Origin of the sequence: Sinomonas atrocyanea, from assembly GCF_030812675.1 — a bacterium.
GTDB lineage: Bacteria > Actinomycetota > Actinomycetes > Actinomycetales > Micrococcaceae > Sinomonas > Sinomonas atrocyanea_B.
This window is the reverse complement of the sequence record NZ_JAUSTE010000003.1, coordinates 248,713-273,549: the sequence shown is the minus strand read 5'-3', so window position 1 is coordinate 273,549 and position 24,837 is coordinate 248,713. Positions and strand designations below refer to the sequence as shown.

Annotated in this window: 23 protein-coding genes; 11 read left to right on the top strand and 12 right to left on the bottom strand. The window is 67.7% G+C overall.

Going from position 1 to position 24,837, the window contains the following annotated elements; all coding sequences use genetic code 11:
- Positions 1-13: 13 nt before the first annotated feature.
- A complete protein-coding gene (locus tag J2W20_RS07050; protein ID WP_307005750.1) occupies positions 14-526 on the top strand; it encodes a hypothetical protein in 513 nt (170 codons plus the stop codon).
- Here the strand turns inward: J2W20_RS07050 and J2W20_RS07045 are convergent.
- The 4 genes from J2W20_RS07045 to J2W20_RS07030 form a co-directional block, all read right to left on the bottom strand.
- On the bottom strand, positions 423-2,135 hold the full coding sequence (locus J2W20_RS07045; RefSeq protein WP_307005749.1) for a sensor histidine kinase: 1,713 nt from the start codon (positions 2,133-2,135) through the stop codon (positions 423-425). The genes J2W20_RS07050 and J2W20_RS07045 overlap by 104 nt on opposite strands.
- A 539-nt stretch (positions 2,136-2,674) precedes the next feature.
- Positions 2,675-2,932, bottom strand: coding sequence for a hypothetical protein (locus J2W20_RS07040; RefSeq protein WP_307005748.1), 258 nt, complete (start codon positions 2,930-2,932; stop codon positions 2,675-2,677).
- A gap of 305 nt (positions 2,933-3,237) precedes the next feature.
- On the bottom strand, positions 3,238-4,104 hold the full coding sequence (locus tag J2W20_RS07035) for a PASTA domain-containing protein (protein ID WP_307005747.1): 867 nt from the start codon (positions 4,102-4,104) through the stop codon (positions 3,238-3,240).
- 192 nt (positions 4,105-4,296) lie between these two features.
- Positions 4,297-5,061 carry a DUF6994 family protein gene (locus J2W20_RS07030; protein ID WP_307005746.1) on the bottom strand — a complete coding sequence of 255 codons (765 nt, stop codon included), beginning with the start codon at positions 5,059-5,061 and terminating at the stop codon, positions 4,297-4,299.
- Between the two features lie 94 nt (positions 5,062-5,155).
- Here J2W20_RS07030 and J2W20_RS07025 point away from each other — a divergent pair, with 94 nt between their 5' ends.
- Positions 5,156-5,980 carry an SHOCT domain-containing protein gene (locus tag J2W20_RS07025; protein ID WP_307005745.1) on the top strand — a complete coding sequence of 275 codons (825 nt, stop codon included), beginning with the start codon at positions 5,156-5,158 and terminating at the stop codon, positions 5,978-5,980.
- Positions 5,981-6,203: 223 nt separating this feature from the next.
- On the opposite strand, the gene J2W20_RS07020 is transcribed toward J2W20_RS07025, so the two are convergent.
- Genes J2W20_RS07020 through J2W20_RS07010 form a run of 3 tightly spaced genes read right to left on the bottom strand, consistent with a single transcriptional unit; the run spans position 6,204 to position 8,007 of the window.
- Positions 6,204-6,578 carry a shikimate kinase gene (locus J2W20_RS07020; RefSeq protein ID WP_307005854.1) on the bottom strand — a complete coding sequence of 125 codons (375 nt, stop codon included), beginning with the start codon at positions 6,576-6,578 and terminating at the stop codon, positions 6,204-6,206.
- A gap of 29 nt (positions 6,579-6,607) precedes the next feature.
- Positions 6,608-6,919, bottom strand: coding sequence for a putative quinol monooxygenase (locus J2W20_RS07015; RefSeq protein ID WP_307005744.1), 312 nt, complete (start codon positions 6,917-6,919; stop codon positions 6,608-6,610).
- 50 nt (positions 6,920-6,969) lie between these two features.
- Complete coding sequence (locus J2W20_RS07010; protein ID WP_307005743.1) at positions 6,970-8,007, bottom strand: LacI family DNA-binding transcriptional regulator; 1,038 nt, start codon at positions 8,005-8,007, stop codon at positions 6,970-6,972.
- 193 nt (positions 8,008-8,200) lie between these two features.
- Between J2W20_RS07010 and J2W20_RS07005 the strand changes: the two genes are divergently transcribed.
- From J2W20_RS07005 to J2W20_RS06965, 9 genes are all read left to right on the top strand, one after another.
- Positions 8,201-9,544 carry an NAD(P)H-dependent oxidoreductase gene (locus J2W20_RS07005; RefSeq protein ID WP_307005742.1) on the top strand — a complete coding sequence of 448 codons (1,344 nt, stop codon included), beginning with the start codon at positions 8,201-8,203 and terminating at the stop codon, positions 9,542-9,544.
- 89 nt (positions 9,545-9,633) lie between these two features.
- Positions 9,634-10,662, top strand: a complete 1,029-nt coding sequence (locus J2W20_RS07000; protein WP_307005741.1) for a DctP family TRAP transporter solute-binding subunit — start codon at positions 9,634-9,636, stop codon at positions 10,660-10,662.
- Between the two features lie 80 nt (positions 10,663-10,742).
- Positions 10,743-12,641, top strand: coding sequence for a TRAP transporter large permease (locus J2W20_RS06995; protein WP_307005740.1), 1,899 nt, complete (start codon positions 10,743-10,745; stop codon positions 12,639-12,641).
- A gap of 37 nt (positions 12,642-12,678) precedes the next feature.
- On the top strand, positions 12,679-13,731 hold the full coding sequence (locus tag J2W20_RS06990; protein WP_307005739.1) for a sugar ABC transporter substrate-binding protein: 1,053 nt from the start codon (positions 12,679-12,681) through the stop codon (positions 13,729-13,731).
- A gap of 21 nt (positions 13,732-13,752) precedes the next feature.
- Complete coding sequence (locus J2W20_RS06985; RefSeq protein ID WP_307005738.1) at positions 13,753-15,255, top strand: sugar ABC transporter ATP-binding protein; 1,503 nt, start codon at positions 13,753-13,755, stop codon at positions 15,253-15,255.
- Positions 15,252-16,355 (top strand): ABC transporter permease, encoded by a 1,104-nt coding sequence (locus tag J2W20_RS06980; RefSeq protein ID WP_307005737.1) that lies wholly within the window; start codon positions 15,252-15,254, stop codon positions 16,353-16,355. The genes J2W20_RS06985 and J2W20_RS06980 overlap by 4 nt, the downstream gene beginning before the upstream one ends.
- Positions 16,352-17,278: an NAD-dependent epimerase/dehydratase family protein gene (locus J2W20_RS06975; RefSeq protein ID WP_307005736.1), complete on the top strand. Its 927-nt coding sequence runs from the start codon at positions 16,352-16,354 to the stop codon at positions 17,276-17,278. Before J2W20_RS06980 ends, J2W20_RS06975 begins: the two co-directional genes overlap by 4 nt.
- A complete protein-coding gene (locus tag J2W20_RS06970) occupies positions 17,275-18,183 on the top strand; it encodes an NAD(P)-dependent oxidoreductase (protein ID WP_307005735.1) in 909 nt (302 codons plus the stop codon). The genes J2W20_RS06975 and J2W20_RS06970 overlap by 4 nt, the downstream gene beginning before the upstream one ends.
- Positions 18,180-19,148 (top strand): amidohydrolase family protein, encoded by a 969-nt coding sequence (locus J2W20_RS06965; protein ID WP_307005734.1) that lies wholly within the window; start codon positions 18,180-18,182, stop codon positions 19,146-19,148. Before J2W20_RS06970 ends, J2W20_RS06965 begins: the two co-directional genes overlap by 4 nt.
- A 254-nt stretch (positions 19,149-19,402) precedes the next feature.
- Here J2W20_RS06965 and J2W20_RS06960 read toward each other — a convergent pair whose 3' ends face one another.
- The 5 genes from J2W20_RS06960 to J2W20_RS06940 form a co-directional block, all read right to left on the bottom strand.
- A complete protein-coding gene (locus J2W20_RS06960) occupies positions 19,403-20,110 on the bottom strand; it encodes an IclR family transcriptional regulator (RefSeq protein ID WP_307005733.1) in 708 nt (235 codons plus the stop codon).
- Between the two features lie 339 nt (positions 20,111-20,449).
- Entirely contained in the window at positions 20,450-21,241 is a 792-nt protein-coding gene (locus J2W20_RS06955; RefSeq protein ID WP_307005732.1) for an SDR family NAD(P)-dependent oxidoreductase, read from the bottom strand.
- Positions 21,242-21,404: 163 nt separating this feature from the next.
- Positions 21,405-22,217, bottom strand: coding sequence for a sugar phosphate isomerase/epimerase family protein (locus tag J2W20_RS06950; protein WP_307005731.1), 813 nt, complete (start codon positions 22,215-22,217; stop codon positions 21,405-21,407).
- Between the two features lie 98 nt (positions 22,218-22,315).
- On the bottom strand, positions 22,316-23,065 hold the full coding sequence (locus tag J2W20_RS06945; RefSeq protein WP_307005730.1) for an SDR family NAD(P)-dependent oxidoreductase: 750 nt from the start codon (positions 23,063-23,065) through the stop codon (positions 22,316-22,318).
- Between the two features lie 223 nt (positions 23,066-23,288).
- Complete coding sequence (locus J2W20_RS06940; protein ID WP_307005729.1) at positions 23,289-24,710, bottom strand: MFS transporter; 1,422 nt, start codon at positions 24,708-24,710, stop codon at positions 23,289-23,291.
- Positions 24,711-24,837: the final 127 nt, after the last annotated feature.

Here is a 24,837-nt window from a genome sequence, read left to right as displayed (position 1 = left end):
CAGGAGGCCGCAGATGCACCGCCCTCCCGGCAGGCCCGCCCCGCGCACGCGGGCGGGACTCCAGCGGGTCCCCCTGCTGGACCCGGGCGTGCTCGCCGAACTGGAGGAAGAGATGCCCGGCGCAGGAGCCAGGTTCGCCTCGTCCTTCACCGGGATGTGGGAGCGGCGCCTGGCCCGCATCGAGGCGGCCCTGCAGGGCGCGGACGCCGAGGAGTCGCTCGAGGCCGCACGGAGCCTGCGGGTCTCCGCGATCATGGTCGGCGCCCCGCGCCTGGCCGGCGAGGCCGCCGCGCTCGAGGGCGCCCTGCGCTCAGGGGCAGCAGCCGTGCAGCTGGGGCGGGTCCGCGCCTGCGGTCAGCGCACGGTCGCCTCACTCCGGCAGCGCTGCGTCCGCCAGGCCGCCGACGGTGACGCGGCCGGGGTCACCGTCTTCCCTGATGGCCGCTGCGGTGCCGCTCCGCCTGCGCCGCCGGCTGCTGCCCCGGCCCCGGCCCCTGGTCTGGAGGGTCGGGCAGGAACACTGTGAATGCCGTCCCGGCCCCCGGCGTGCTCGTGCACTCGATGCGGCCGCCGTGGGCCTCGGCGATGGACCGGGCGATCGGCAGGCCAAGGCCCAGGCCCGGGATGCGGGCGGCTCTGGAGCCGGGGGCCCGGTAGAACCTCGTGAATACGGCCGCGGCTTCCTCCGGGCTCATGCCGATGCCCGTGTCCTCGACCTCGAGCACGATCCCGTCTGCTGCCCGGAAGGCCCTGGCCGTCACGCTCCCGCCGGGGCGGGTGTACTTGACGGCGTTGGAGAGGAGGTTGTCCAGCAGCTGCGCGATCCGCACCGGGTCAACCATGCCCGGCAAGGCCTTGGACTGGGTGTCGTCCTTCAGGGTTACCCCGGCCGACCGGGCCGCGGGAGCCGCGGCCGCGACCGCGAGGCGCACGATAGCGGCGACGTCCGCCGGCTCGGGGCGCACGTCGATACCCCCGGACGCCGCGGCGAGCAGGTCGCCGACGAGGCGGTCGAGGCGCTCCGCGTTGCGGCGGACGACCTCGAGCCCGTGCTCGGCTCGGGTCGGGATGCCCGGAGTCTCCTGGACCAGGTCGAGGTAGCCGACCATCGAGGTGAGCGGGTTGCGCAGCTCGTGCGAGACGTTCGCGAGGAAGATGTCCTTTGCCGCCAGGGCCTCCATCAGGGAGGTGACGTCGCTGAAGGCGAGGACGGCGCCGTCGGGGCTCCCATCCGGGCCCTGCACGGGACGGGCTGAAGTCGAGAACACCCGCTGGGTGGGCCCTTCCCCCAGCCGGACCAGGAAGTCCGAGAAGGCCTCCCCCCGCATCGCCCGGACCACCGGCTGGCGGTGCGGCGGCAGCGGCGCCCCCGCCAGGTCGAACACCCTGGGCCAGTCCTGTCCGATGCCGGGGACCCTCCCCGCCAGGGCCTTGTTCAGGTACTGCTGCCGGTTCGCCACCGCGGTGGCGCCGCTCGCGTCGAGGGCCTGGACCCCCACCGGGATCGTCTCCAGCACCGTGTCCAGGAGCCTCTTCTCCTTCGCCTGGGCATCCAGCGCCTCCTGCAGCCGCCCGCGGGCGGACTCGAGGGCGCGGCGCTGGTCCCGGGTCGCCGCGGCGAGCAGGTGCACGACGGCACCGGCTGCAAGCATCATGGCCGGCAGGACCATCACATCGGCGTACTCCCCCGGGGCCGAGGACCCGGCCAGGACCAGAGGAGCCCACACCATGGCCAAGGGCCCCAGGAAGGCCGCAGCCATGCAGAACCCCGGACGCAGGCCCGACCAGGCCAGCCACACCACTGGCACGACCCCCAGGGCGCCCAGCTGCATCTTGGTGTCGAGCCCGGCCACGCGGACCATCCCAATCGGGACGAAGTCCAGCAGCGGCAACGCCAGGGCCGCACCGGCGGGGGCCTTCCCCCAGGGGACTGCCGCACCGAGGGCGAGCAGGAGCACCTGGCCCGTAAGCGCCGCCCCGAACAGGGGCTCCGCGAGGATGTCGGGATGCCACACGGCCACGACCCCGGCAACCAGCGCGATCGCTGCCGCCAGGGGCACTTGGCTCAGCAGCACCTGCTGCCGGCGGGACATCCCGTGCACGAACATCTGCACGAACCAGTCCCAGCCTCGCACCGCTCCCACCCGCGCACCACCGCCCCGGAACATCCAGACATCCTGTCACGTGTCTTGACAGCTTTTTGGGCACAGGTTACACCAGCACTCTCAGGTACGGCAGGGCGGCGCCGGTCGCGACCCCGAGGACGCGACCGGCGGAGGCAGGGCGGACAACCGTGGCCCTGGGGGTTCCTGCAGAACCTGCTCGGAAGCACATGCAAACCACGGGGGAGCCGGAAGGTCACGGCACCTGCCGCGGAGGCCGAGGGCCGAATGCACGAGAGGTCCCGTGGGCTCTCGCAGACCGAATTGGCCGGCACAGGTTAATCGTCCAGCTGCATCTCCCTGCCTGCGCCTGGATCTATCATCGGCGGCTATCAAAGGTCCCGAAGGTCTGCACATAGTCGATGGCGGCCTGCAGGGCGTCTCTCACCGGGGTCATGTTCCGCTGGACTTGGGAGGGGAGCATGCCGCCCCCGCTCAGCGGAGAGATCTGGTCGACCCTCGATGATGTCACCCGCAAGAGGCCAGCCGTGCTCTGCAAGACCAGCCACCCGCTAGGACAGGTGTCCTCTCTCGGCGACTAGTCCACTGTTGAGCAGGTTGAGAAGGAACCGGCACGGCCACGGCTGCCCGCACTGGCTGCATCCGTCACCGATCAGGGGGCCGCCGGGGTGGTGCGCCTGGACCGCAGGCTCCCATGTGTCGACGTTGTACCGCTGGCGTGTGCTCCCGTGGAGCTTCGTGTGGGCGACTTGGCGGAGGATCTCCTCGTACACGGGCCCCGCTGGCTCATCGTAGGTCTTGGCATCCATTCGGTCCCTCCCCCGAGGTATCCTCCTGACGGTGACAGCAGCTCCTCCTCACTGTCAGCGACGGGCTTGGCCCGCTGCCCGATTTCACAGCACTCTGCGCAGCGGTCAGATGATGTACCGCCAAAGGTTCCTTGGACAGGACAGCGAAGCGTGCAGCGTTCAGCACCTTCTGGTATCGCCAAGAGGGCCGTGGGTCAGCCGAGAGAGCATCCGATCTGGTCAGATCCGTCCAGCCCGCACGCTGCGCGACCCAGAAGGCTGTCCGCACGGCCTTCCAGCCCCCACGGCAAGAATTTGGCTTCCTGCTAACCGGCGGGGTAGCTCCACTCCCAGCCACTGGTCACTCCCGATGGGAGCCAGATGAGAGTTCCTGCTCCGGGAGGAAGATCGAATGCCATCTGGCCAACGACCTTCTCGCTGGGCCCGATTTCGTCCGGAATCCTCTTGGCGGGAGCTATGCAATTGATGTTGTCGATGCGACCGTTGACGGTTGTCCCGTTACTGGCGATTGCCTTCCATTCGAAGATGGGGGTGAATTTCGGGTACGAGTCATGTGCCAGATCCGCTGTGGTGGTGATCTCCATGTCAAGGACAATTGTTTGGCCTCGGGTCGGCGCGAACAGGTCCGACTGACACCGGGCATTTGCAGTGATCCCGGTGACTTTGATTTGTACCATGGTCGCGTCGTTGGACTGGAGTTTCAGCCCGTCACCGACGTGTGCGATGAGGTTCCCTCTGATGCTCCGGGGGGGACCTGCGGCGGCTGAGGCGGCGGCAGCGGCTGCGGCCGCGTCTGCATCGGACTTGGCTTTGGCGTCCTTCTCCGTCATGTCTACGTCAAGGACCAGAGGGGTTCCTTGAGGGAGGGATACGCCGGCGGCTGGCTCCGTTCCGGTGATCTTCGCAGAATCCGGGGCGTTGTCGAACTGGCTCCCATCCGGACCACGAAATACGAAGTGGATGCCCAGCGCAATGAGGCCGGACTGCGCGTCGCCGAACCTCTTTCCCACCACGGACGGCATCGTCCGACCAGGGCTGGCCGAAGGCGTGCTCTGCGCGGTCGACGACGCCTGAGGGGAACCGCATCCCGCGATGCCCATGATGAGTACTGCCGCAAGCGCGACGACGTTGACTGTGCTGGCGCTGCTAGCACACCGCGGAGCTGCCTTCACGTTCCCCCTTTTACCCTGTGCAAAGCGCGGTTCAATCGCCCGCGCTCAGGTCAAGTTAGCACGACAGAAGCGGGTTTTAGGCTCTTGGTCGAGAGAGTCTTGTACATGTCCAAACGCCTGTCCCATTGGCCGCCTTTGGGACTGCCGTCGTTGATGGTCATCTAGGTCGACGTCGAGAGCCCTCCCCTGCCTCTATCGGACCTCGACCTCGGGATGGTGCTCGGCGACCCAGTCCGCCATCCGCTTGGCGCGTTTGGCGATGAGTTCCAGTGAGCGTTCCTGGCACTCCACGTACTCTTCCGTGGTGGTCGGTGTGCCGGGGCGTTCGAAGTTCTCGAGCGGCAGGTAGAACAGGACCTCGTCGTAGGCGCGGGTGACGAGATCCTGCAGGTGGAAGAAGCGCACGAATTCGGCGAACCCGTCGAAGAGTGCGAAGAAGTCGGCGTAGGCGCTGATGACGCTGGCGAGCGGGCTCCAGGGCCCCCCTGCGTAGTGCCGCCGGATGCATTCAAGGGTGAGGTCCATGCGGTCACCGATCTGATCGCCTTCGGGCCCGAACCCTCGCGCTGTGTTCATCGTGCGGCGATCCTTCTTCCTGAGCGGCCAGATCATCGCACTGCCGATGGTGTACGGCGGGTTCAGGTAGCGGGACTTCTGGTCATCGCTCAGTTCCTCCCGGGCTGCGACGAGAGCCGGCGGCTTCAGCCACGTCGTGTAGGAATTCGTTATGGCGTCGCTGCCGTAGCAGTACCTAGCTCCCGAGGCGTCGGTGAAGATCAGGTATTCATTCTTGCCAGCCGACGCAATGCTCGGAATGAAGAGGACACCCGAGCTCAGCTCCTTCGTCCAGAGCAGTTCATGGTCGGCCCGGAGCCTCTGGCTGTCCCTGTCAGCGTCGGGCCTGGTTTTCGCAGGCGTGTCCGTCTTGTAGTCGAATGAAGTGTCGAAGACGCGCATGACGGCAGTCTACGGGCCCCCGGTTCATCGGACGCGAAGGCGGCAGCAGCGTAGGGCTGGCAGACTTTCACTAAGGGGTAGATAGAGTACAGCTATGGCTACAATCTCTCGGACTGTCCAATGGACGTTGCTCGCTGACATTGACACGGTGCTTGATCTTCTTCCGCCCGCAATTGAAAAGGCGACGTTCAAGCTCGCGTCTCTCTCGCCCGAACAGGTTCTCGTAGACGTGCCCAGAGCAATCCTGCGCGACCGCTGGGCAGCGAAGATTACAGGCAAGATGACCCCCGCCAACGATAAGACCTTCATTGATTGGCGCGTTGAAGGCCTCGGCAACAGGCATTACGAGCACCTCGTCAAGATCGCAGAGGGGCTGCCAGAGGACCTTCTCGATGACCATGGCATCAAGGCTGCGGCGAGCCAGGATTACCTTCGGCTGTTTGGATGGAAAGAGATCGCCCACTTGGCAAATGTTCTCGAGCGGGAAGAGCACGTGCACGCCATCGGCGTCGGTCTTCTTGACAACAAGAACGGTATCGCCGCAGTAACCAGCCGCCGACTCCTCTTCCTTGAGAAAAGCATCGGCTCTGAGAGCCTGACGTCATTCTCGATCAACGGCATCCAGGCCGTTGATGTGAAGAAGGCATCGATGAGCCTGCGCTCATCCGGCGAGACGCTAACGATCAGCCATCTCGGTACCACCGCGATCATCTCGAAGTTGGCGCACGGGCAGGGGGATTCCTTGCTGCGGGCCATCAGAGGAGCACAAGAGTCACAAGCGGCATCTGCGCAGCCGGCTGCACAAGGACCCGTGGACACGGTCGGTCAACTGGAGCGGCTGGCCGAACTGTTTGACAGAGGAGTCCTTACCCAAGAGGAGTTCCAGCAGCAGAAGAGAGCCATTCTGCAGAAGTCGTAGACCTATGGGATCTGGTCGTCGGGCTGCGCTCCGAGGACCATCAATGGTTCCTTTGATTGGAACCTCCGCGGTCCACCTCTAGTGCCGAAATGCGCCTTGCGGGGCTGCTGCGGGTCAGGCTCCGACGGGGCGAGCTCCACAGTTTTCCAGACCGACGATGATGGCACGTACGAGGTCGCCGACCGGCGTGGCTGCATCCACGCGGAAGCCGGGCTCATCTGGGTCAAGGGGTTCGAGCGTGGCGAGCTGGCTCTCGAGGAGGCTTGCGGGCATGTACTCGTGGGCGCGGCCGGCAATCCTGCGTGCGATGTCCTCGTGGCTTGCATCGAGGTGGATGAAGACGGCCGACGGGGCGAAAGTGCTGAGGTATTCGCGGTAGCGGCGACGCAGGGCCGAGCATGCGACGACTGACGGCTGCCTGCTTGCTGCGGAGCCCGACGGCATCTAGCCACGGCCATCGGTCATCGTCTGTCAGGGGGGTGCCGGCCCCCATCTTCGCCTTGTTCTCGGCGGGATGGAGGTCGTCGGCGTCGATGAACACCCTCCCCAACGCGGCAGCGAGCGACGAAGCGACGGTCGTCTTGCCGACCCCGGACACGCCAGTGACGAAGACCGTGCCGATGCCGTTCACAGGAGGCCCTGCTCGTCGGTGCCGGCCGGGATCGGGACCATCTTGGTCACGACGGTGGGCGAGGCGAGGAAGGGGGCGACTGCCGCGTCGAGGGCTTCGACGGCTGGACCTTTGGCGTGGGCGTCGAGAAGTTCGGCGGTGGTCCACTTCTCGAGCATGGTGATGGTTCCGTCTTCGGCGTCGTGGATGGCGTAGAGGAGGCAGCCTTCTTCCTCGTGGACGGCGGGGATGGACGAGCGCAGCGCTTCGCGCAGCTGGTCCTTCTTGCCCGGGGCGGGGTGGAAGACGGCGGTGACGACGACGGACATGGTGCTCCTAGGGGTTTGTTGCTGCGAGTGCGGCGGCAAGCGCTGAGGGTTTAGGTGGTCGGGGTGCTCTGGCGGGCAGGGGCGCTGCTGGAGCGCCGGACGAACTCGGCGTCGACTTCGATCCGGCGGCGGTGTTCGGGGAGGAGGCCCTTCGCGCGGCCGACCGCGAGGTCCACCGAGTGGACCGCGAGCATCTCGATGGGCTGCCGGACCACGGTCAGGGGCGGGGAGACGAGCTCGGTCCAGGGGTTGTCGTCGAAGACGACGAGGCTCAGGTCCTCCGGAACGTGGATCTCGGACTGCTTGATCCTCCGCAGGGCCGAGCGGACCTGGGCGGTGTTGCCGACGATCAACGCAGTGGGCGGTTCCGGCATGCTCAGGAGGGCCCCGACCGAATCGCTCCCATTGTCTCCGCGGAAGGGGATGTGGTGGACGAGCTCGTCATCCACCGAGAGGCCGGCAGCCGCCATGGCCCGCCGGAAGCCGGCCACGCGGTCCCGCCCGGTCGAAGTCGCGGCCGGTCCGGAGATGAACCCGATGCGGGTGTGCCCTAGACCGATGAGGTGGGCGGTGGCAACCTCGGCCGAGACGTCGTTGCGGATGGTGACGACGTCGATCTGCTCGAGCTGGTCGATCTCCCGGTCGACGAAGACCACGTTGATGCCCAAATCGATGAGCCTGGCCCACTTGTCGACGTTGTCCCCGGCGGGGGTGGCGATCACCGAGGCCACGGACCTTTCGATGAGCGTGGCGATGGACTCGGCCTCGAGGTGGGGGTCTTCCTGCGTGGTGAGCACGACAACGTGCACCCCACGCGCGCGGGCCTCCCAGACCACGCGGTCCGCGAGGCGGGCGAAGAACGGGTTCGCGAGGTCGGCGACGACGAGGCCGATCGTTGAGGTCGTCCGCTGCTGGAGCTCGCGGGCAGCGGCGCGCGGCCGGTACCCCAAGTCCTCGATGACCTCGAGGACCTTCGCCCGGGTCGTGGGCGCCACAGGCCCGGTGCCTTCGTTGAGCACGCGCGAGACGACGGCGACGGAGACACCCGCTTCGCGGGCGACGTCGCGGATAGTCGCTGGCTTCTTCACCGGCTCCTCCTAGGTCGTGAGGGAAACACTAGACCAGTTTCCCGAGGGGTGATTGACGTCACTCCCGGTCCACTGGTACAAAAGTGTAACCGTTACCACTTAGGGAACCAAGCGAGCGACGAGAGAGTCGGGCAGAGCCGGCACGAAGTCCCTGACTCACCCCGTCGGCCGCCCGATCACAGGAAGAAGCACCGTGAACCTCCACTCCCTCCTCGAGCAGCGCGAAGCCGAAGGCCACCCGATCCGCGTCGGCCTCATCGGCGCCGGCCGGTTCGGCACCATGTACCTCTCCCAGGCCCGCAACATCCCCGGCGTGCACGTCGTGGCCATCGCGGATATCAATACCAAGCGCGCTGAAGGCGCCCTCGAGCTGGTCGGCTGGCCGGCCGATGCCGTCTCCGCCACGATCGAGGACGCCATCGCCCAGCGGGGCACCGCGGTCGTCGCGAATGCCTCCACCCTCTTCGAGGCGGACATCGACATCATCGTCGAGGCGACCGGCAACCCGATCGTCGGCATCGATCACGCGCTGCGGGCCATCAGCACCGGCAAGCACATCATCATGGTCACGGTCGAGGCCGACGCCCTGGCCGGGCCGGCCCTGGCCCGCCGGGCCGAGGAGGCCGGCGTCGTCTACTCCATGGCCTACGGCGACCAGCCTGCCCTCATCATGGAGCTCGTCGACTGGGCCCGCACGTCCGGCTTCGACGTCGTCTGCGCGGGCAAGGGCGCGAAGTACCTGCCCCACTACCACGAGATGAACCCCGACAACGTCTGGGAGAACTGGGAGTTCTCCAAGGAGCTCACCGACTCGGGCCAGCTCAACCCCTACATGCACACCTCCTTCCGCGACGGGACCAAGGCCGCCATCGAGATGGCCGCGGTCGCCAACGCCGCCGGCCTGGTCCCCTCCGACAGCGGCCTGACCTTCACCCCGGGCAACGTGGAGGAGATCGCCACCATCTGCCGGCCCTCCGCAGTCGGCGGCGTGCTCGCCCACGAGGGCTCGGTCGAGGTCATGTCCAGCGTCACCCGCGAGGGCGACTGGATCCCGTTCAACACCCAGGAGGGCGTGTTCGTCGTCGTCAAGGCGACCAACGACTACGTCTCGGGCTGCTTCACCGAGTACCCCTGGCACCCGGACCCCACCGGCCAGTACGCCGCGCTCTACCGCCCATACCACTACGTCGGCCTCGAGCTGAACATGTCCATCGCCAATGCCGTCCTGCGCGGGATCTCCACGGGATCGCCCAAGGGCTTCTTCGGCGACGTCGTTGCCACGGCCAAGAAGGACCTCAGCGCCGGGGAGTTCCTCGACGGCGAGGGCGGCTACACCGTCTGGGGCAAGCTGGTCTCGGCCGAGACCTCGGTCCGGGAAGGCCTCCTGCCTGTCGCACTCGCCCACCACGTGGAGCTGAAGAACAGCGTCGCCAAGGGCGAGCACGTCAAGTGGGACGACATCGTCATCGACGAATCGCTCGCGACCGCCCTCGAGCTGCGCCGCGAGACCGAAGCCCTCATCCGCGCCACCGTCTGAATCCCGGCAGCGTGCCGGGACGGCCCCGAAAGGCAGCCCGGCACGCTGCACGAACCTGCCCCACCCTTCCAACGATGAAAGGACCACCCATGACGAGACGAGCCGGCTGGCTTGCCGCCCTCGCTGCCGCATCCGTCACCGCCCTAGCCCTCAGCGGCTGCTCCGGAGGCGCTTCCGCCGCCGCGAACAGTGTGGAGGTGAAGCTGTCGATCCCCGACCCCATCGGGTCCTCGGTCGGCGCGGCCGCGCAGCACTTCGCCGACGTCGTGAAGAGCAAGTCGAACGGCAAGGTCAAGGTCACGGTCATTCCCAACGGCACGAGCTTCGGCGGAGACCAGAACGCCGCCGTGTCGCGGGTGCAGAGCGGGTCGCTGGACGCGGTCATCCTCTCCACCTCGGTCTACGCCGGGACGGACAAGAAGATGAACGCGGTGAGCCTGCCGTACCTGTTCTCCTCTGTGGACCAGGAGGTGAAGTACCTCAATGGTGCTCCCGGGAAGGAGCTGCTGGGGGATCTTGGCCAGAGCGGCACGAAGGGCCTCGCCATGCTCTCGCGGACCCCGCGGGAGGTGACCAACTCGGTCCGCCCGATCCAGACGCCGGATGACCTCAAGGGCCTGAAGATCCGTGTCCCGGGCAATCCGCTGTGGACCAAGTTCTTCAGCGCCGTCGGGGCCAGCCCGACGCCGCTGGCATTCTCCGAGGTCTACACCGCCCTGCAGACGGGAGCGATCAGCGGCCAGGAGAACCCGGTGGAGGTTCCTGCCACCAACAAGTTCGCCGAGGTGCAGAAGTACCTCTCCATGACGAACCACATGGAAGACGCCTTCGTCCTGGCCTTCAGCGACAAGAAGTGGGCCGGACTGGATTCGGACGCCCAGCAGGCCCTGCAGGCCGCGGCCGATGACACCGCCGCGTTCAAGACGAAGAACGACGCCGCCCAGGCCGACCAGCAGGTCAAGCAGCTGGAGTCGGGTGGGGTGAAGGTCAACGACCTCTCACCCGACGGCGCCGCGAAGTTCAAGCAGGTCGCCCGCGCGCTCTATCCCCAGTTCGCCGACACCGTCGGCGGCGCCGACTTCCTCAAGAAGACCGTCGATTTCGTCGACGGTCAGTGACAGCCCGCCGGCCCGTGGCTGGCCGTCCTCAGCACGGCCAGCCACGGACCCCAACGGGATCCGCTAGGAGAGCAAGCCCCATGGAAACAGTGATCGACGAGAGCACAGGCATCGTCAGGACCGAGGAGCAGGCCGAGGCCCACGGCCCGGCGGCCTGGAGCGGCACGAAATGGCTCGACAGCGTCTTCGAGGCAATCGTCGCAGCAGCCATAGTCGTCGAATTCTTCGTGGTCCTGTTCAACGTCCTGTACCGGCTCGCGACGGGGAATTCCGTCACCTGGACGCAGGAGGTTTCCGAGTTCGCCCTCTACATCGCGGCGTTCGTGGGAGGGGCGATCGCCTATGCGCGCGGTGCGCACATGTCGATCCAGATCCTCGCCGACAGGCTCCCGGACCGTTGGCGGGCGTACCAGCGCGCCTTCGTCGACGCGGTCGTCCTCGGCATCTCGGCGGGCATGCTGGCGGTCTTCGTGCCCGTGCTCCTCCAGCGCTCCGGCGAGTCCACGCCGATCCTGAACGTCCCGCAGTCCTACGTCTCGCTGCCCTTCGCCGTGGGACTGGCGATGACGTCGTGGTTCGCCCTGGTCAAGCTGGTCCGCGGACCGCGCCGGGCGGCCCTGGGCGGGCTGGTCCTCGCTGCGGCGGCAGGCGCAGGGGTCCTGGGCCTGCAGCAGGCAACGCTGGCGATGAGCTCGGACACGCTCCTGGTCGTGGTGCTCGTCTTCCTCTTCGTGGTCCTCTTCCTCGGGGTGCCGGTCGCGTTCGTCCTCATGCTCGGCTCGGGCGTCTACATCCTCTGGGGCGGGCTGTCCGACCTCTCGGCGGTCCCCGTCGGGATGCAGTCCGGCGCCAATTCGTTCCTGCTCCTGGCGATCCCGTTCTTCATCCTGGTCGGAGCGCTCATGAGCCGCGCAGGGCTGACCGCCCCGCTGGCGAAACTGGTCGACGCCGTCCTTGGCCGCATCAGGGGCGGGGCGCTGATGGCCGTCGTGGTGACGATGTACGTCTTCTCCGGCATCTCCGGATCCAAGGTGGCAGATGTCGCCGCCGTCGGCACCACCATGCGGGACATGCTCGAGGAACGGAAGGTCGCCCGAGGCGAGGTCGTCGCGGTGCTGTCGGCCTCGGCCATCATGGGCGAGACCGTTCCCCCGAGCATCGTGCTGCTCATCCTGGGCTCCATCACGTCCCTGTCGACGACCACCCTCTTCATGGCTGGCCTCGTACCGGCGGGGGTGCTGGGAGTCTGCGTGATGCTCCTGGTCTTCTTCAGGGCCCGCGGGACAGCACGCGCGTCCCGGAGCTCCATTGCCGAGAAGGGCCGGACGGTTGCCCTGGCCCTGCCCACCCTGATCCTTCCCGCCGGGCTGGTGGCCGGGATCGTGACGGGCGTGGCGACCCCCACCGAGGTCTCAGCTCTGGCCGTGGCCTATGCCTCCGTGCTCGCCTGCGTCTCCCGGCCCGACCGGGCGGCGCTCTCGTGGCAGGCCCTCCGCGAGACGGTCACCACCGCGGGCATGGTGCTGTTCATCATCGCGGCAGCGTCCCCGTTCGCCCAGACGCTCGCCACCGCAGGGGTGTCCGCAGCGATCGCGGACGCCATGTCCGGGCTGTCGGACTCTCCCTTCCTCTTCATGCTGGTGAGCATCGTCATCCTGATCGTGATGGGCCAGCTGCTCGAGGGGATGCCCGCGGTGCTCATCTTCGCCCCGCTGCTGCTCCCGATCGCCGTCCAGTTCGGCATCAACCCCGTCCAGTACTCGATGGTCCTGGTCATGGCCATGGGCATCGGCTCCTTCGCACCCCCGGCCGGCATCGGGTTCTACGTCGCCGCAGCAACCGGAAGGGAGAGCGTCGAAGGGAGCATCCGGCACTTCCTCCCGTACCTTGCCGTCCTCGTCGCCGGCGTGCTCCTGCTGGCGGCCGTCCCCTGGTTCAGCACCGTCCTTCCCACCCTCATGGGGCTGAGCACCAACTGACCCTCCCCCTCTTTTTTCAACGATGAAAGGAACTCCGATGACACGACGAACCAGCTGGCTCGCAGCCCTTGCAGGCGCCTCCGTGGCGGCCCTCGCCCTGAGCTCATGCTCGGCGACCCCCGAAGGCTCCAGCTCCGGGGCGACCGCCAACCTCGCCTCCCAGGTCCAAGCGGACCAGAAGACCGATGTGGCCACCTTGCAGAAGAACCTCGGCACCCCGACCCCGAAGTCCGGGGTGAAGCTGTGCTACGTGACCCGGACCCTGGCCAACGAGTTCTGGGGCTTCGAGCGCGACGGCTTCGAGTCCGAGGCCAAGAAGCTCGGTGTGCAGTACCAGACCTACGCGGTGAACGACGAGTCCTCGATCACCGAGCAGCTGGACAAGGCCCAGAGCGCACTGAACCAGGGCTGCTCCGCCATCCTGGCTTCCCCGATCTCCGCGACGGCGCTGGACACGGTCTTCAAGGCGGCCCTGGCCAAGGGGGTGCCGCCGATCGTGCTCAACGACGCCAAGGGGACCGTGCCGGGCGTGGTGTATGTGGGACCCGACGCGGAGACGATCGGGCAGAGCGCTGCCGACTACATCGCCAAGCAGCTCCCCAACGGGGGCAAGGTCGCCCAGATCGAGGGCGACCCCGGCTCGTCCAACGCTCTCAACCGCGGCAAGGGCTTCAAGGAGGGCCTCGCCAAGCACCCGAATCTGAACCTCGTGGCGTCCCAGACGGCCAAGTGGGACACGAACCAGGCCCAGACGATCGCCAATGCGATGCTCACCGCCAATCCGGACATCAAGGCGTTCTACTCCCAGAACGATGGGATGGGGCTCGGGGTCCAGGCAGCAATCGATGCCAAGGGCCTGACCGGCAAGGTGATGCTCGTCGGCACGGACGGCATCCCGCAGGCGAAGAAGCAGATCGCGGCCGGCACCTACACCGCCACGGTGAGCGAGCGGCCCACCACAGAGGGTGCGACCGGCGTCGACACCGCGCTGTGGCTGCTGGCCGGCAAGCAGGTCCCGGCGTGGGTCGATGTTCCGGCCTTCGTCGTGGACAAGCAGAATGTCTCCCAGTACATGACCGGCATGCCCTGATCGGGCACGACAGGACACACCATGACTGACACCCTCCTTGAGATCAGGAACGTCGCCAAGTCGTTCCCCGGCGTCCGGGCACTCGACGACGTGAGCTTCCACCTGGACCGCGGCGAGGTGCTGACCCTGGCCGGCGAGAACGGGGCCGGGAAGAGCACCCTGCTCGGCATCCTGGGCGGTTCCCTGACCCCTGACCACGGAACGGTGACGGTGGACGGGGTCCGGCGCAGCGAGTACACGCCGCGCCGGGCCCTGGCCGACGGCGTCGTCATCGCCCACCAGGAACCGGCCATTGTGCCCCAGCTGACCGTCGAGCAGAACCTCCTGCTCGGCAGGAGCGCCAAGGAGCGCCGCCAGGCAGCCAAGGCAGTCGAAGGGGCCCTGGCCGACGTGGCCGCCATGGGATTCCCGCTCAAGGGCACCGCCCGGATGGCGGACCTCAGCCCGGCCCAGCGGCACGCCCTCACGATCGCCAAGGCCTTCGCCTTCGGCGCCAAGATCGTCGCACTGGACGAGCCGACGACCTCGATGCTCGAGCACAACGTCGAGGCCGTCCTCAAGCGCGTCCGCCAGATCGTCACGGACCGGGGCGTGGGAGTCATCTTCGTCTCCCACAAGATGCCCGAAGTCATGCGCGTCTCCGACCGCGTCGTCGTCCTGCGCGACGGCCGCGTCGGCTTCGAGAAGCGCATCGCCGACACGAGTGTCGAGGAGATCGTGCGCAACATGGTCGGACGCGAGCTGCTCGGCTTCCGCAGGCAGCACCCCGTCTCCGACGATGCTCCCGTCGTCTTCCGCGCCACCGGCATCGCCAGCCCGGCCTCGCCGCACGCGAATTCCCTCGAGGTCCGCCGCGGCGAGGTGCTGGGGATCGCCGGCCTCGTCGGCTCGGGCCGCACCGAGCTGCTCCGCGCCCTCATCCGGGCAGACCGCGGCGCCTCCGGAGAGGTGGAGATCGACGGGAAACGAGTGCATCTCCGGACCCCGAACGACAGCCGCGCCGCGGGCATCGCCTTCATCCCCGAGGACCGCAAGCAGCAGGGCCTTGCACTGCAGATGCCCGCGTACGCCAACATCGCCCTGGCCGGCGCCAAGGAGCTCAACGGGCCCGGACCCTTCACCAGCCCGCGCCGGCAGGCCGCGGTCGCCCAGGAGATCGGCGCGTCGCTGGCCCTCAAGCCGGCCAACGTCCGGCTGCTTGCCCGCCAGTACTCCGGCGGCAACCAGCAGAAGATCGTCATCGCCAAGTGGCTGCGGCGTGGCTCGCGGGTCTTCCTCTTCGACGAGCCGACCAAGGGCGTCGACGTGGGCGGCCGCGCCGAGATCTACCACGTGATCGACGAACTGGCCGCCGCCGGCAACGCCGTCATTGTCGTCTCCTCCGACCTGCCCGAGATCATCTCCCTCAGCGACCGGGTCCTGGTCATGCGCGGCGGCCGCATCCTCTCCGAACATGTCGGCGAAGACATCAACGAACACAGCCTCGTGGCCAGCGCCATGGGGATCGCGAAGGAAACCACATGAACAAGGACAGCGCGGCTCGCCCGAACGGACGCAGGCGTCCGGTCAACATCCAGGCCCTCGGCATCGTTATCGCCGCCGTGGTCATCTTCCTCGGACTCGGCCTGCTGAATCCGAACTTCCTCAACATCAACAACCTCCGCGACGTCGCGGTCTCCGCCTGCGTCAACGCCCTCATCGGCATCGGGCTGACCTTCGTCATCGTCACCGGCGGCATCGACCTCTCCGTGGGATCGATCGCCAGCTTCGTCGGCATCGTCTCCGCGGACCTCATGGTCAACGCAGGGGTCTCCCCCGTCGCAGCGCTGCTGGTGGGCCTGGTACTCGGCTTCGCCGCCGGGGTGGTCAACGGACTCCTGATCACCCTGCTGAAGCTCCCGCCCTTCATCGCCACACTGGGCACGATGAGCATCTACCAGGGCCTGGCCTACGTGACCACCAACGGCACCCCCGTTTACAACGTCCCCTCCTCCTTCGTGTTCATGCTCAACAGCTACATCGGCGGCATCCCCATCGTGGTCGTGGTCGTCATCGTCGTGGCCATCCTGGCCTGGCTGCTGCTCCGCCGCACCGTCTTCGGGCAGAACGTCATCGCCACGGGCGGGAGCGAGGAGACCGCCTGGCTCTCCGGCATCCGGGTCAACCGGGTCAAGCTCCTCGTCTACGGCATCTCCGGACTCCTCGCCGCCCTGGCCGGCATGGTCGTCGTCGCCCGCATCTCCGCCGCCCAGTCCGAGGCCGGAAGCCCCTACCTGCTCACCGCGATCGCCGCGGCCGTCATCGGCGGCGCCAACCTCATGGGCGGCGAGGGCCGCATCGGCGGCACCCTCATCGGTGCCCTCATCCTCGGCGGACTCACCAACGGCCTCGTGCTGCTGAACGTGCCGAGCTTCTACGAGCAGATCGTCACCGGCGCCGTGGTCGTCGTCGCGGTCGCCGTCGACCAGATGAGCAAGGGCTGGCCCATGCTCCGCCGGGGCAAGGGCGACACCGACAAGGGCGCGGCTCCTGGCGCTCCCGCAGCTGCGGAGGCCCCGGGAACGAGCGCGGATCAGGCAAGCGGGAGCAGCGGTACGAGCCCGCGGACCGGGGCGTCCCTGTGACCCCCAGTCACGCCCACGGGTCCGGGCGGCGAGTGCTCGTCACCGGCGGCAGCGGCCTCATCGGAGCCGCCGTCGTCGGGCACCTGGCCGCCCTCGGCCACCACGTAACCGTCCTCGACATCACCGGCGCCAGGGTTCCGGAGGGTGCGGCGTCGTTCACCCCGGGCACAGTCACCGATGCGGAGACCGTACGCCGCGCCGTCGCGGGCCAGGACGCGGTCGTCCACCTGGCCGGCCGTGCCGGGCTCGACCGCGGCACACCGGAGGAGATCTACGCCGCCAACGCCCTCGGCACCTTCATCGTCATGGACGCTGCAGGGCAGGCCGGGGTGGCGAAGGTCGTGTACGCCTCGAGCATCAATGCCTTCGGCCTCCCGCTGAACCCGCACGATGTCCTCCCCTCCCGCTACCCCTGGGACGAGGATGAGCCGGCAGCCATCGCCGACGCCTACTCCCTCTCGAAGCAGGCCAACGAGAACGCCGCCACAGCCCTGGCGTCACAGCACGGGACGGAGCTCACCGGACTGCGCTTCCCTCTCGTCCGGGACATCTACGAAGACGAGGGGACGGTGTTCGCCCGGCACATCCGGGGCGGGATCGAAGAAGACCCGAGGAGGCAGGCCTGCGAAGGCTGGACCTACCTCGACGTCCGGGACGCGGCCGGTGCCGTCCAGGCGGCACTCTCCCACCCGACCCCTGCTGCGCCCGGTATCCTCGTCGCCGCCCCGCAGACCTACCTGCGCCAGCCGACCGAGGATGCCCTGGAACGCTACGCCCCCACGGTCCCGCGCGACCCGGTCGCCGGCCGGGACGTCCCCGTCTCCCTGCGCCGCTCGCACGAGCTGCTGGGCTTCAAGGCCGAGCACACGCTCGAGCAGCTCTCCGAAGACCTTCTCGTCGACCTTGACGAGGTGAACCCGTGACAGAGCAGCCTGCTGTCTCGCTCCTGGGCCTGGGACGGATGGGCCTGCCCACCGCCGAGCGGCTCCTCGAATCCCTCGGCAGCCTGACTGTGTGGAACAGGACAGCTTCGAAGGCCGATGCCCTCGCCGCCCGCGGGGCCCGCCTCGCCGCGTCCCCCGCGGACGCAGCCGCTGACATCGCCCTGACCGTGCTGACGGACCTGTCCGACGTCGAGGACGTCCTCCGGGGCGAGGACGGGCTCCTCGCGGGCTGGCACCGCGCGAAGACCGACCATCCCGTGCTGGTCGTCCACGGGACCGTGTCCCCCACCGAAGTCGCCGAGCTCGCCCAAGAGCTCGCCATGGATGGCATCGGCGTCGTCGACGCTCCCCTCAGCGGCGGCGTCGCCGGAGCCGAAAGCGGCACCCTGAGCGTTATGGTCGGCGGCCAGGACTGGGCCGTCGCCAAGGCCATGCCCGTGCTCGAGAACGTCGGTGCAACGGTCATCCACTTCGGGCGGCCGGGGAACGGGGAGATCGCCAAGGCCTGCAACCAGGTCATCGTCGCCAGCACAGTGACGGCAATCTCCGAAGCGCTCGTCCTCGCCGACGCCTGGGGACTCGACAGAGCCCAGCTCCTGCGGATCTTCGGCGGCGGGCTCGCGAACTCCGAAGTGCTCCGGCAGAAGCGCGACCGATGGCTCACCGGCGACTTCACCGGAGGCGGAAGCGCGGTCAACCAGCTCAAAGACCTCCGCTTCGCCGCCGACACCGCCGCCGCCAAGGGCCTGCGTCTGCCCGTGTCCCAGACCCTCAAGGACGTCTTCGAGCAGATGATCGACGAAGGGCTCGGCGACCTCGACCATTCCGCCGTCGAACTCACCATCGCCGGCACCATCGAGAAGACCAGGAGCACCGCGACGTGACGCTGGAAGTCATCGACGCCCACCACCACCTCTGCCTGCTCAGCGCAGCGAGCTACCCCTGGCTCGAGGGCCAACCCCAGAAGCGCTACCACGGCGACGACCTGCCGCTGCGGCGGGACTACCTCCTCGACGACTATCTGGCCGACGCCGCCGGCCTCGCAGAGATCGATGCCCGCCTCGTCGGCTCCGTGCACATCGAGAACGGCGCAGCCGACCCCCTGTGGGAGGCCGAATGGGTCGACCGGGTCATCGCCCACGGGCCCTTCCCCACCGTCCAAGTCGTCAAGGTTGACCTCACCGCGCCCGACGCGCACGACCAGCTCGCAAAACACCGAGACCGTGCATCGGTCAGGGGCGTGCGGGACATCCTCAACTGGCACCCCGATCCCTACTACTCCCACCGCGACCGCGACGACCTCTTGCAGGACCCCGACTGGCTCAGGGGCTTCCGGGCCCTCGGCGACCTCGGCCTCTCCTTCGACCTGCAGGTCTTCCCTCACCAACTGGCCGACGCCGCCCGCCTGGCCGCCGACCACGGATCGACCCCCATCGTGCTCGACCACGCCGGCATGCCGATCGAACGCGACGACAACGGCCTAGCTGAATGGGCGAAGGGTATGCGCCTCCTCGCCGCCGAGCCCAACACCACCGTCAAGATCTCCGCCCTCGGCACCAACGACCACACCTGGACCACCGACAGCATCCGCCAGATCGTCCTCACGACCATCGACTTCTTCGGCCCGCAGCGCTGCATGTTCGGCAGCAACTTCCCTGTCGACGGTCTCTACTCCACCTACACCGACGTCTTCCGAGCCTTCGACCACATCACCGCCGACCTCTCCCAGAACGAGCGCAAGAGGCTGTTCGCCGGAACCGCCCGTGAGTTCTACAGGCTCGGCACCGCCCACCCTCAGGCGGACCCTGCTCCCACGTCGATCCCCTCTGGCGGAGACTACAGAGGATGATCAGCCGACGCGTGTAGTCCATGCGCCGCGCCGAGCACCAGCCACCCGGCCCACGAGGTCCGACCTTCTGGGACTCGTGAGTCCGAGAAGCCGGATCTCGAGCGGTCTTTCGGTAATGGTTCCTTTGATGAGACGGTCATGCCAAGGCTGCGAGGAGCGGCATTCCGCCGCCCTGATCCGTTCTGGCCGATCTGGGGTCAGTCACCGCTCTTCGGGGAACTCCCAACAGCTGCGTAAGGGTGGCTGGCTGCCAGTCAGCCGGCGCGTAGCTGGGTTCCGCGCTGGCGGAGCGCTCGACGAGCTGTCTGCGCTGCGATCGACCGGGCCGCGCGGCCGTAGGCGTTGGCTCCCTCTTCGGTGAGCCGCACTCCTGTGAGGGATATGCCCACGGCGAAGGCGGGCGATGGGGTCTGCGAGGGAACGGCGGCAGCGATGGCCGTTACGGCCGGGTGGACCTCCCCGAACTCGAGGGCGAAGCCTCGCTCCCTGACCTGCTGGAGCTCGCTTTGGAGCCGGTGGGACACCCGGCTATCCCCTGCAGGCAGGGACGCCAGTAGCGCCCTCCCCGCCGCAGTCGAAACGGCGGGCAGTCTGTCCCCGGGTCTGCCCGCTGCCATGAGCGGGGCCCTCCCTTCGTGCCGGGCCATGACCAGCACTTGGGGACCGTCGAGCATGACGAGTTGCACGAGTTCACGGCCCGCAATGCTCGATCTGGCGCACGCCTCGTGGAACGACTGAACTTCTGGGAAGGAGTTCACATAGGCGCCGCCCAGTTCGGCCAGACGCCGGCCCAGCCGGTAGCCGTCTGCTCCGCGCTCGAGCAGGCCGCCCATCTCGAGGGCGGTGCACACCGATACAACTGAGCCCCGGGCAGCGCCGAGCGCGTCCGCAATCTCGGTCACTGCCATAGGTTCCAAGGGGTGTGCCGCCAGGATCGCGAGCAGCTCGATGGAGCGGTTCACGGCCATAGATCCTGCCATTGGGGGGCCTCTCTGAGAACGGCAACGTGATTCACGACAACCAGGCGGCGTCGTTGGGGACCACCGTGGACCTGGGCTGAAGACCGCGTGGCCGGCTCCGCTGCCCTCGGAAGCGTGCGGTAACGGGGGCGGATCGGGAGAGGCAACCCTCACCGTCGGCTTTCCCGGGTGGTGCGACGGTAGGCACCTGAACCATCTAGCCGGCCGACGACGGCGACGGCTGATCGGGACGGCTCCGAGCACTGGCGCGCCTGCCGCCAAGTCGTCCTGGGGGCGACGCCTGTATGGCGTCGCTCCCCCGGTACCGATGCAGGTCAAGCTTCAGGACCTTGAGCTGGGCCGACCGGGAATGTGGCTGAGAATGGACTTGGTGAAGCCGCCATCGACGCAGATGTCCTGCCCGGTGACGTAACCCGATAGCGGGCCCACGAGGAATTCGATCACGTTGGCGATGTCGATGGGATCCCCGATCCTCGCCAGCGGGATGATGTCCTCCCTCGCTTTCTTGAGCTGCGGATCGGCGTACATCTTCTCGGTCATGCGTGTATGGGTCATGCCCGGGGAGACCACATTCACACGGATTCCGTCGGGCGCCCACTCCAGCGCGAGGGTCTGGGCAAGCATGGTCAGTGCAGCCTTGCTCGGGCTGTAGGCGCCTGATCCGGCGTGCGGGAGCTGACCGGACATCGAAGAGGTGAAGCAGGCGGCGCCGCGGCTCTCCCTCAGGTGCGGGTAGCTCGCCTTGGCCAGGAGCCACGCTCCGCGGAGGTTGACGGAGAACATGCCGTCCCAGTCCTCGAGCGACAGGTCGCAGATTGCGCCCGGACTGGCGATTCCGGCGTTCGCCACCAATGCATCCAGGCCGCCGAACTCTGCTGCTGCGGCCTCCACCAGCTGACTGGGCACGTCGGGATTGCCGAGGTCGCCCGCCAACGCGATGGCGGTCCCTCCCATTGACTGGATGGATCGGACGACTTGATCCTGGCCGCCGTTCGGCTCGTGTCCGCACACGGCGATCATCGCCTGCTCGCCCCGGGCAAGGGCCGCCTCTGCAAGCCTCACGCTTGCAGACGCTCCTATGCCGCTGCTTCCACCGCTGACCAAAGCCCTCATTGCACACACTCCTATTCACAGGGATTCACATGGGAATCATTTGGATTGGTAAGTAGATCGGGCGGCTGCGGCCTGTGGGCGCAGTTCGCCTCGCACGAAAGAGGAAGCCGACGCACGGCCGACGCGACAGTCCGTCAGCCACCTCGGCCCCTCGCCGAGAGGGTTACTCCCCTAGCTCCCAGCCTCGGTTCCTGAGCTCGTCCAGCGCCTTCTTGAATTCGTGGACGGGGTTCTCTTCGCGGATGACCTCGAGGACGACGTTGTCGATGCCGCAGGTTGCCTTGACGGCGGCGCCGAGTCCATTCCAGTCGATCACTCCGGTACCGATCGGGTCATGTCCCCAGGCTTCCGTGCCGGTATCGGAAATGTGGACGAGCCCGATTGACCGGTGGTTCGCGAGCAGGGCCGCCACGGGGTCCTCCCCTATGTAGGCGGCGTTCGCGACGTCGTACACGATCTTGAGCGAATCGTCGTTGACCGCCTTCACGATTCCTGCCAGGTCCCGGATGCTGGGCGCGAAGCAATAGGGGGTGTTCTCGAAGAGGAGCCGTGTGCCAGCCTGTCTGGCCATCGGAATCAAGGCCTCCAGGCTCTCGTGCATCCATCCGTGGACGTTCTCGAGGGATGGGGAGATCATGGGGCGTCTCGTGCCCGGGGATATGACGACCTCGCGGGCGCCCCAGGCTGCAGCCAGGTCGATCACCGACTTGATGTGCTCGATGCTCTTGCGCCGCATGTTGGCGCCGGGGCTGGCCAGGTTGATGTCGTATCCGCCGGCATTCAGCGACCTGATCGTGGCGCCGTATTCGTTGAGCCTTGCATGGATGGTCGATCGGTCTGAGTCGGATATTTCGTCCGGCCAGCAGTGCGGAGAGCTGATCGGAACTTCGAAAGTGTCGTACCCGTTGTCGGCCAATTCCGCGATTGCCTCGATCGCCGTTTTTGACCAGAGATAGGAGAATGTGTTGATGATCATTGGGCTGTCCTTCTCAGTTCTGTACCCAGGCTCTGCCGCAGGCAGGTCCTGGCCGAAATCCGGAGTTGTTCGTCCTTAGTTTTGCACCGGCCTCGAGGTCAGGTTCCGACGCCGAGGTGGGCTCCGCCGGCCACGTCGAGGGTCACACCGGTGATGTACCGGTTGTCCGGGTCGGCGAGGAAGAGGATGGCGCGGGCGACCTCGTCGGGTTCGGCGAACCGTCCCATCGGCAGCTGGGCGGCGCGCCGGGCCCGGTTGGCGGCTGCGTCCGGGCCGGTGTCCTTGGCGAACTGGGCCCACATGGGGGTGTTGACCGGGCCCGGTGCGACGGCGTTGACGGAGATGCCGTGGGGGCCGAGGATCTGGGCGAAGGACCACATGATGTGGAGCACCGCGAGCTTGCTCGCGTTGTACGGGAGGTAGTTGCTGCGGGCCTCCTTGGCGGCCACCGAGGACAGGACGACGATCGCGCCGGCGGTGCCGGTGCCGGTCATCGAACGGGCGGCCTCGCGAACCATCGAGAACGTCCCGGAGGCATTGATCCGCATGACGGATTCGAACTCTTCGGTCGTCGTCTCCATCAGGTCGGGGGTCGGGCCGAGCACCCCCGCGGCGTGGATGAGGACGTCGATGCGGCCGTATTTCCCGGCGGTGTCCTCGATGACGCCGGCGCACTGCTGTTCGGAGGTGATGTCGAGGGGGAAGAAGTCCGCCAATTCCTGGCCGGCCTTCGGGGCGCGGTCGGCGCCGACGACGACGGCGCCGGCCCCGGTGAGCGCCTCGACGACGGCGTTGCCGATTCCCCCGCTCGATCCGGTCACCAGGACGACCTGGCCTTTGAGGCTCATGCGGTCTTCACCCTCGTGGTTGCGCTGGCCCGTCGGTCGTCTGCACCAGGTGTTTGAGCTGCTGACTTCATCTTCGAACGTTCCTTTCGGTGGGGTGCCCGTGCTGCGTGGCCGGGTTCTGGGCTTGCCCTGCGGTCGCTGTTGGGAGGCGCTCCCCACAACGACCGCGGGGCGGCCAGGCGCGTTCCGGGGGTGGTGGTTCGGCTCGAAGACCAGATGGCGTCTACGAGCGGGAGCGCTTCGTCTGGCCCGGCGCCGAACCGATCTCGGCAACGAGGTTCTCGCCCTCGAGTACTTCGCGGTCGGCCAGGGCCACGGTGGCACGGGGGGCACGGCTGCCGGTCTCCGGGAGGGTGATGTAGACGATGAGGCAGAGGGCAACGATGACGATCATGTAGATCGCGGTGTAGGTGGGGTGCCCGGAGCCGACGAACGCGGCGGCGATCAGCGGGGCGGTGCCGCCGAAGACGGCGATCACGATCTGGTGGGCGAGGCCGATGCCCGAGACCCGGACCGCGGCCGGGAACAGCTCGGCCTGCATGGTCGGGTACACGGCCTGCCAGATGCCCAGGACCACCCAACCGGAGGCGGAGACCAGGACGTAGACACCGAAGCCGGGCTGGTTCAGCAGCAGGAGCAGGGGGTAGAAGAGCACGACCATGCCGATGGCGCCGATGATCGGGAAGATCTTGCGCCGCCCGAGCCGGTCCGAGAGCGCACCGCAGATCGGAACGATGACGACGAGCAGTGCGAGGCCGATGACGCTGCCGGCGAGGGAGGAAGCCAGGTCCCGGCCGGTGGTGAGGCTGGCGTAGGTGGGGAGGAAGGTGGCCCAGGTGTAGTAGGCCACCGCAGGGGCCGAGAGCGCCGCGGTCTGCAGCAGGGCCTTGGGGTGCTCGCGGAGCAGGGCCCACAGGCGCGACCACGCCGACCGCTGGTCGACGATGGCCGTCGCCTCGAACTCGGGCGTCTCGTCTGCTCGGGCCCGCATGATCAGGCCGATCACGCCCAGGACGCCGCCGACGATGAAGGGCAGCCGCCATCCCCAGGCGGCCAGGTCGGCCTTGGAGAAGGAAGAGGTCACGATCGCCCCGGCGCCGGTGGCCGCGAGGGTCGCCAGGCCGCTGGCCATGTTGGAGAAGGAGCCGAACAGGCCCCTCCTGTTCGCGGGAGCGTGCTCGACCATGAAGGCGATCGCACTCTGCGCCTCGCTGCCGGCCGAGATTCCCTGGAGGAGGCGGGCAACCAGGAACATCACCGGTGCCAGGTAGCCGATCGCCGCGAACGGCGGGGTGAGGCCGACGATGAGGGAGCCCAGGGCCATCCCGGAGATGGAGAGGGTCAGGACGGCCCGCCGGCCGAACCGGTCGGCCAGAGGGGAGATGATGATCCCGCTGAGCGGGCGCACCACGAACCCGATCGCGTAGGTGAGCAGCGCCGCGATCAGGGATGCGAAGGCCGAGTGGCCCGGGAAGATCTGTCCCGAGAACACCGCTGCCAGCAGCCCGTAGACGTACCAGTCGTACCACTCGACGAAGTGGCCGAGCGTGCCGGCGATCATGTTCACGGGGCGGGCCGGGCGGCCGAGCGCGTGGGGCGTCGTCGGCACGTTGGACGTCCCGAACGGATCTTTCGAGGTCGTCATTGAACTCTCCTTGCTCCTGGGGTGTTGCTGGGTGGTCTGGGTGGTTGAGTGAGATCGATTGCATTACAGGGCGATGAGCGGTCCCGGGCGAGGATCCCGTGCCCGAAGGGCTCTGGATCAGGACGGC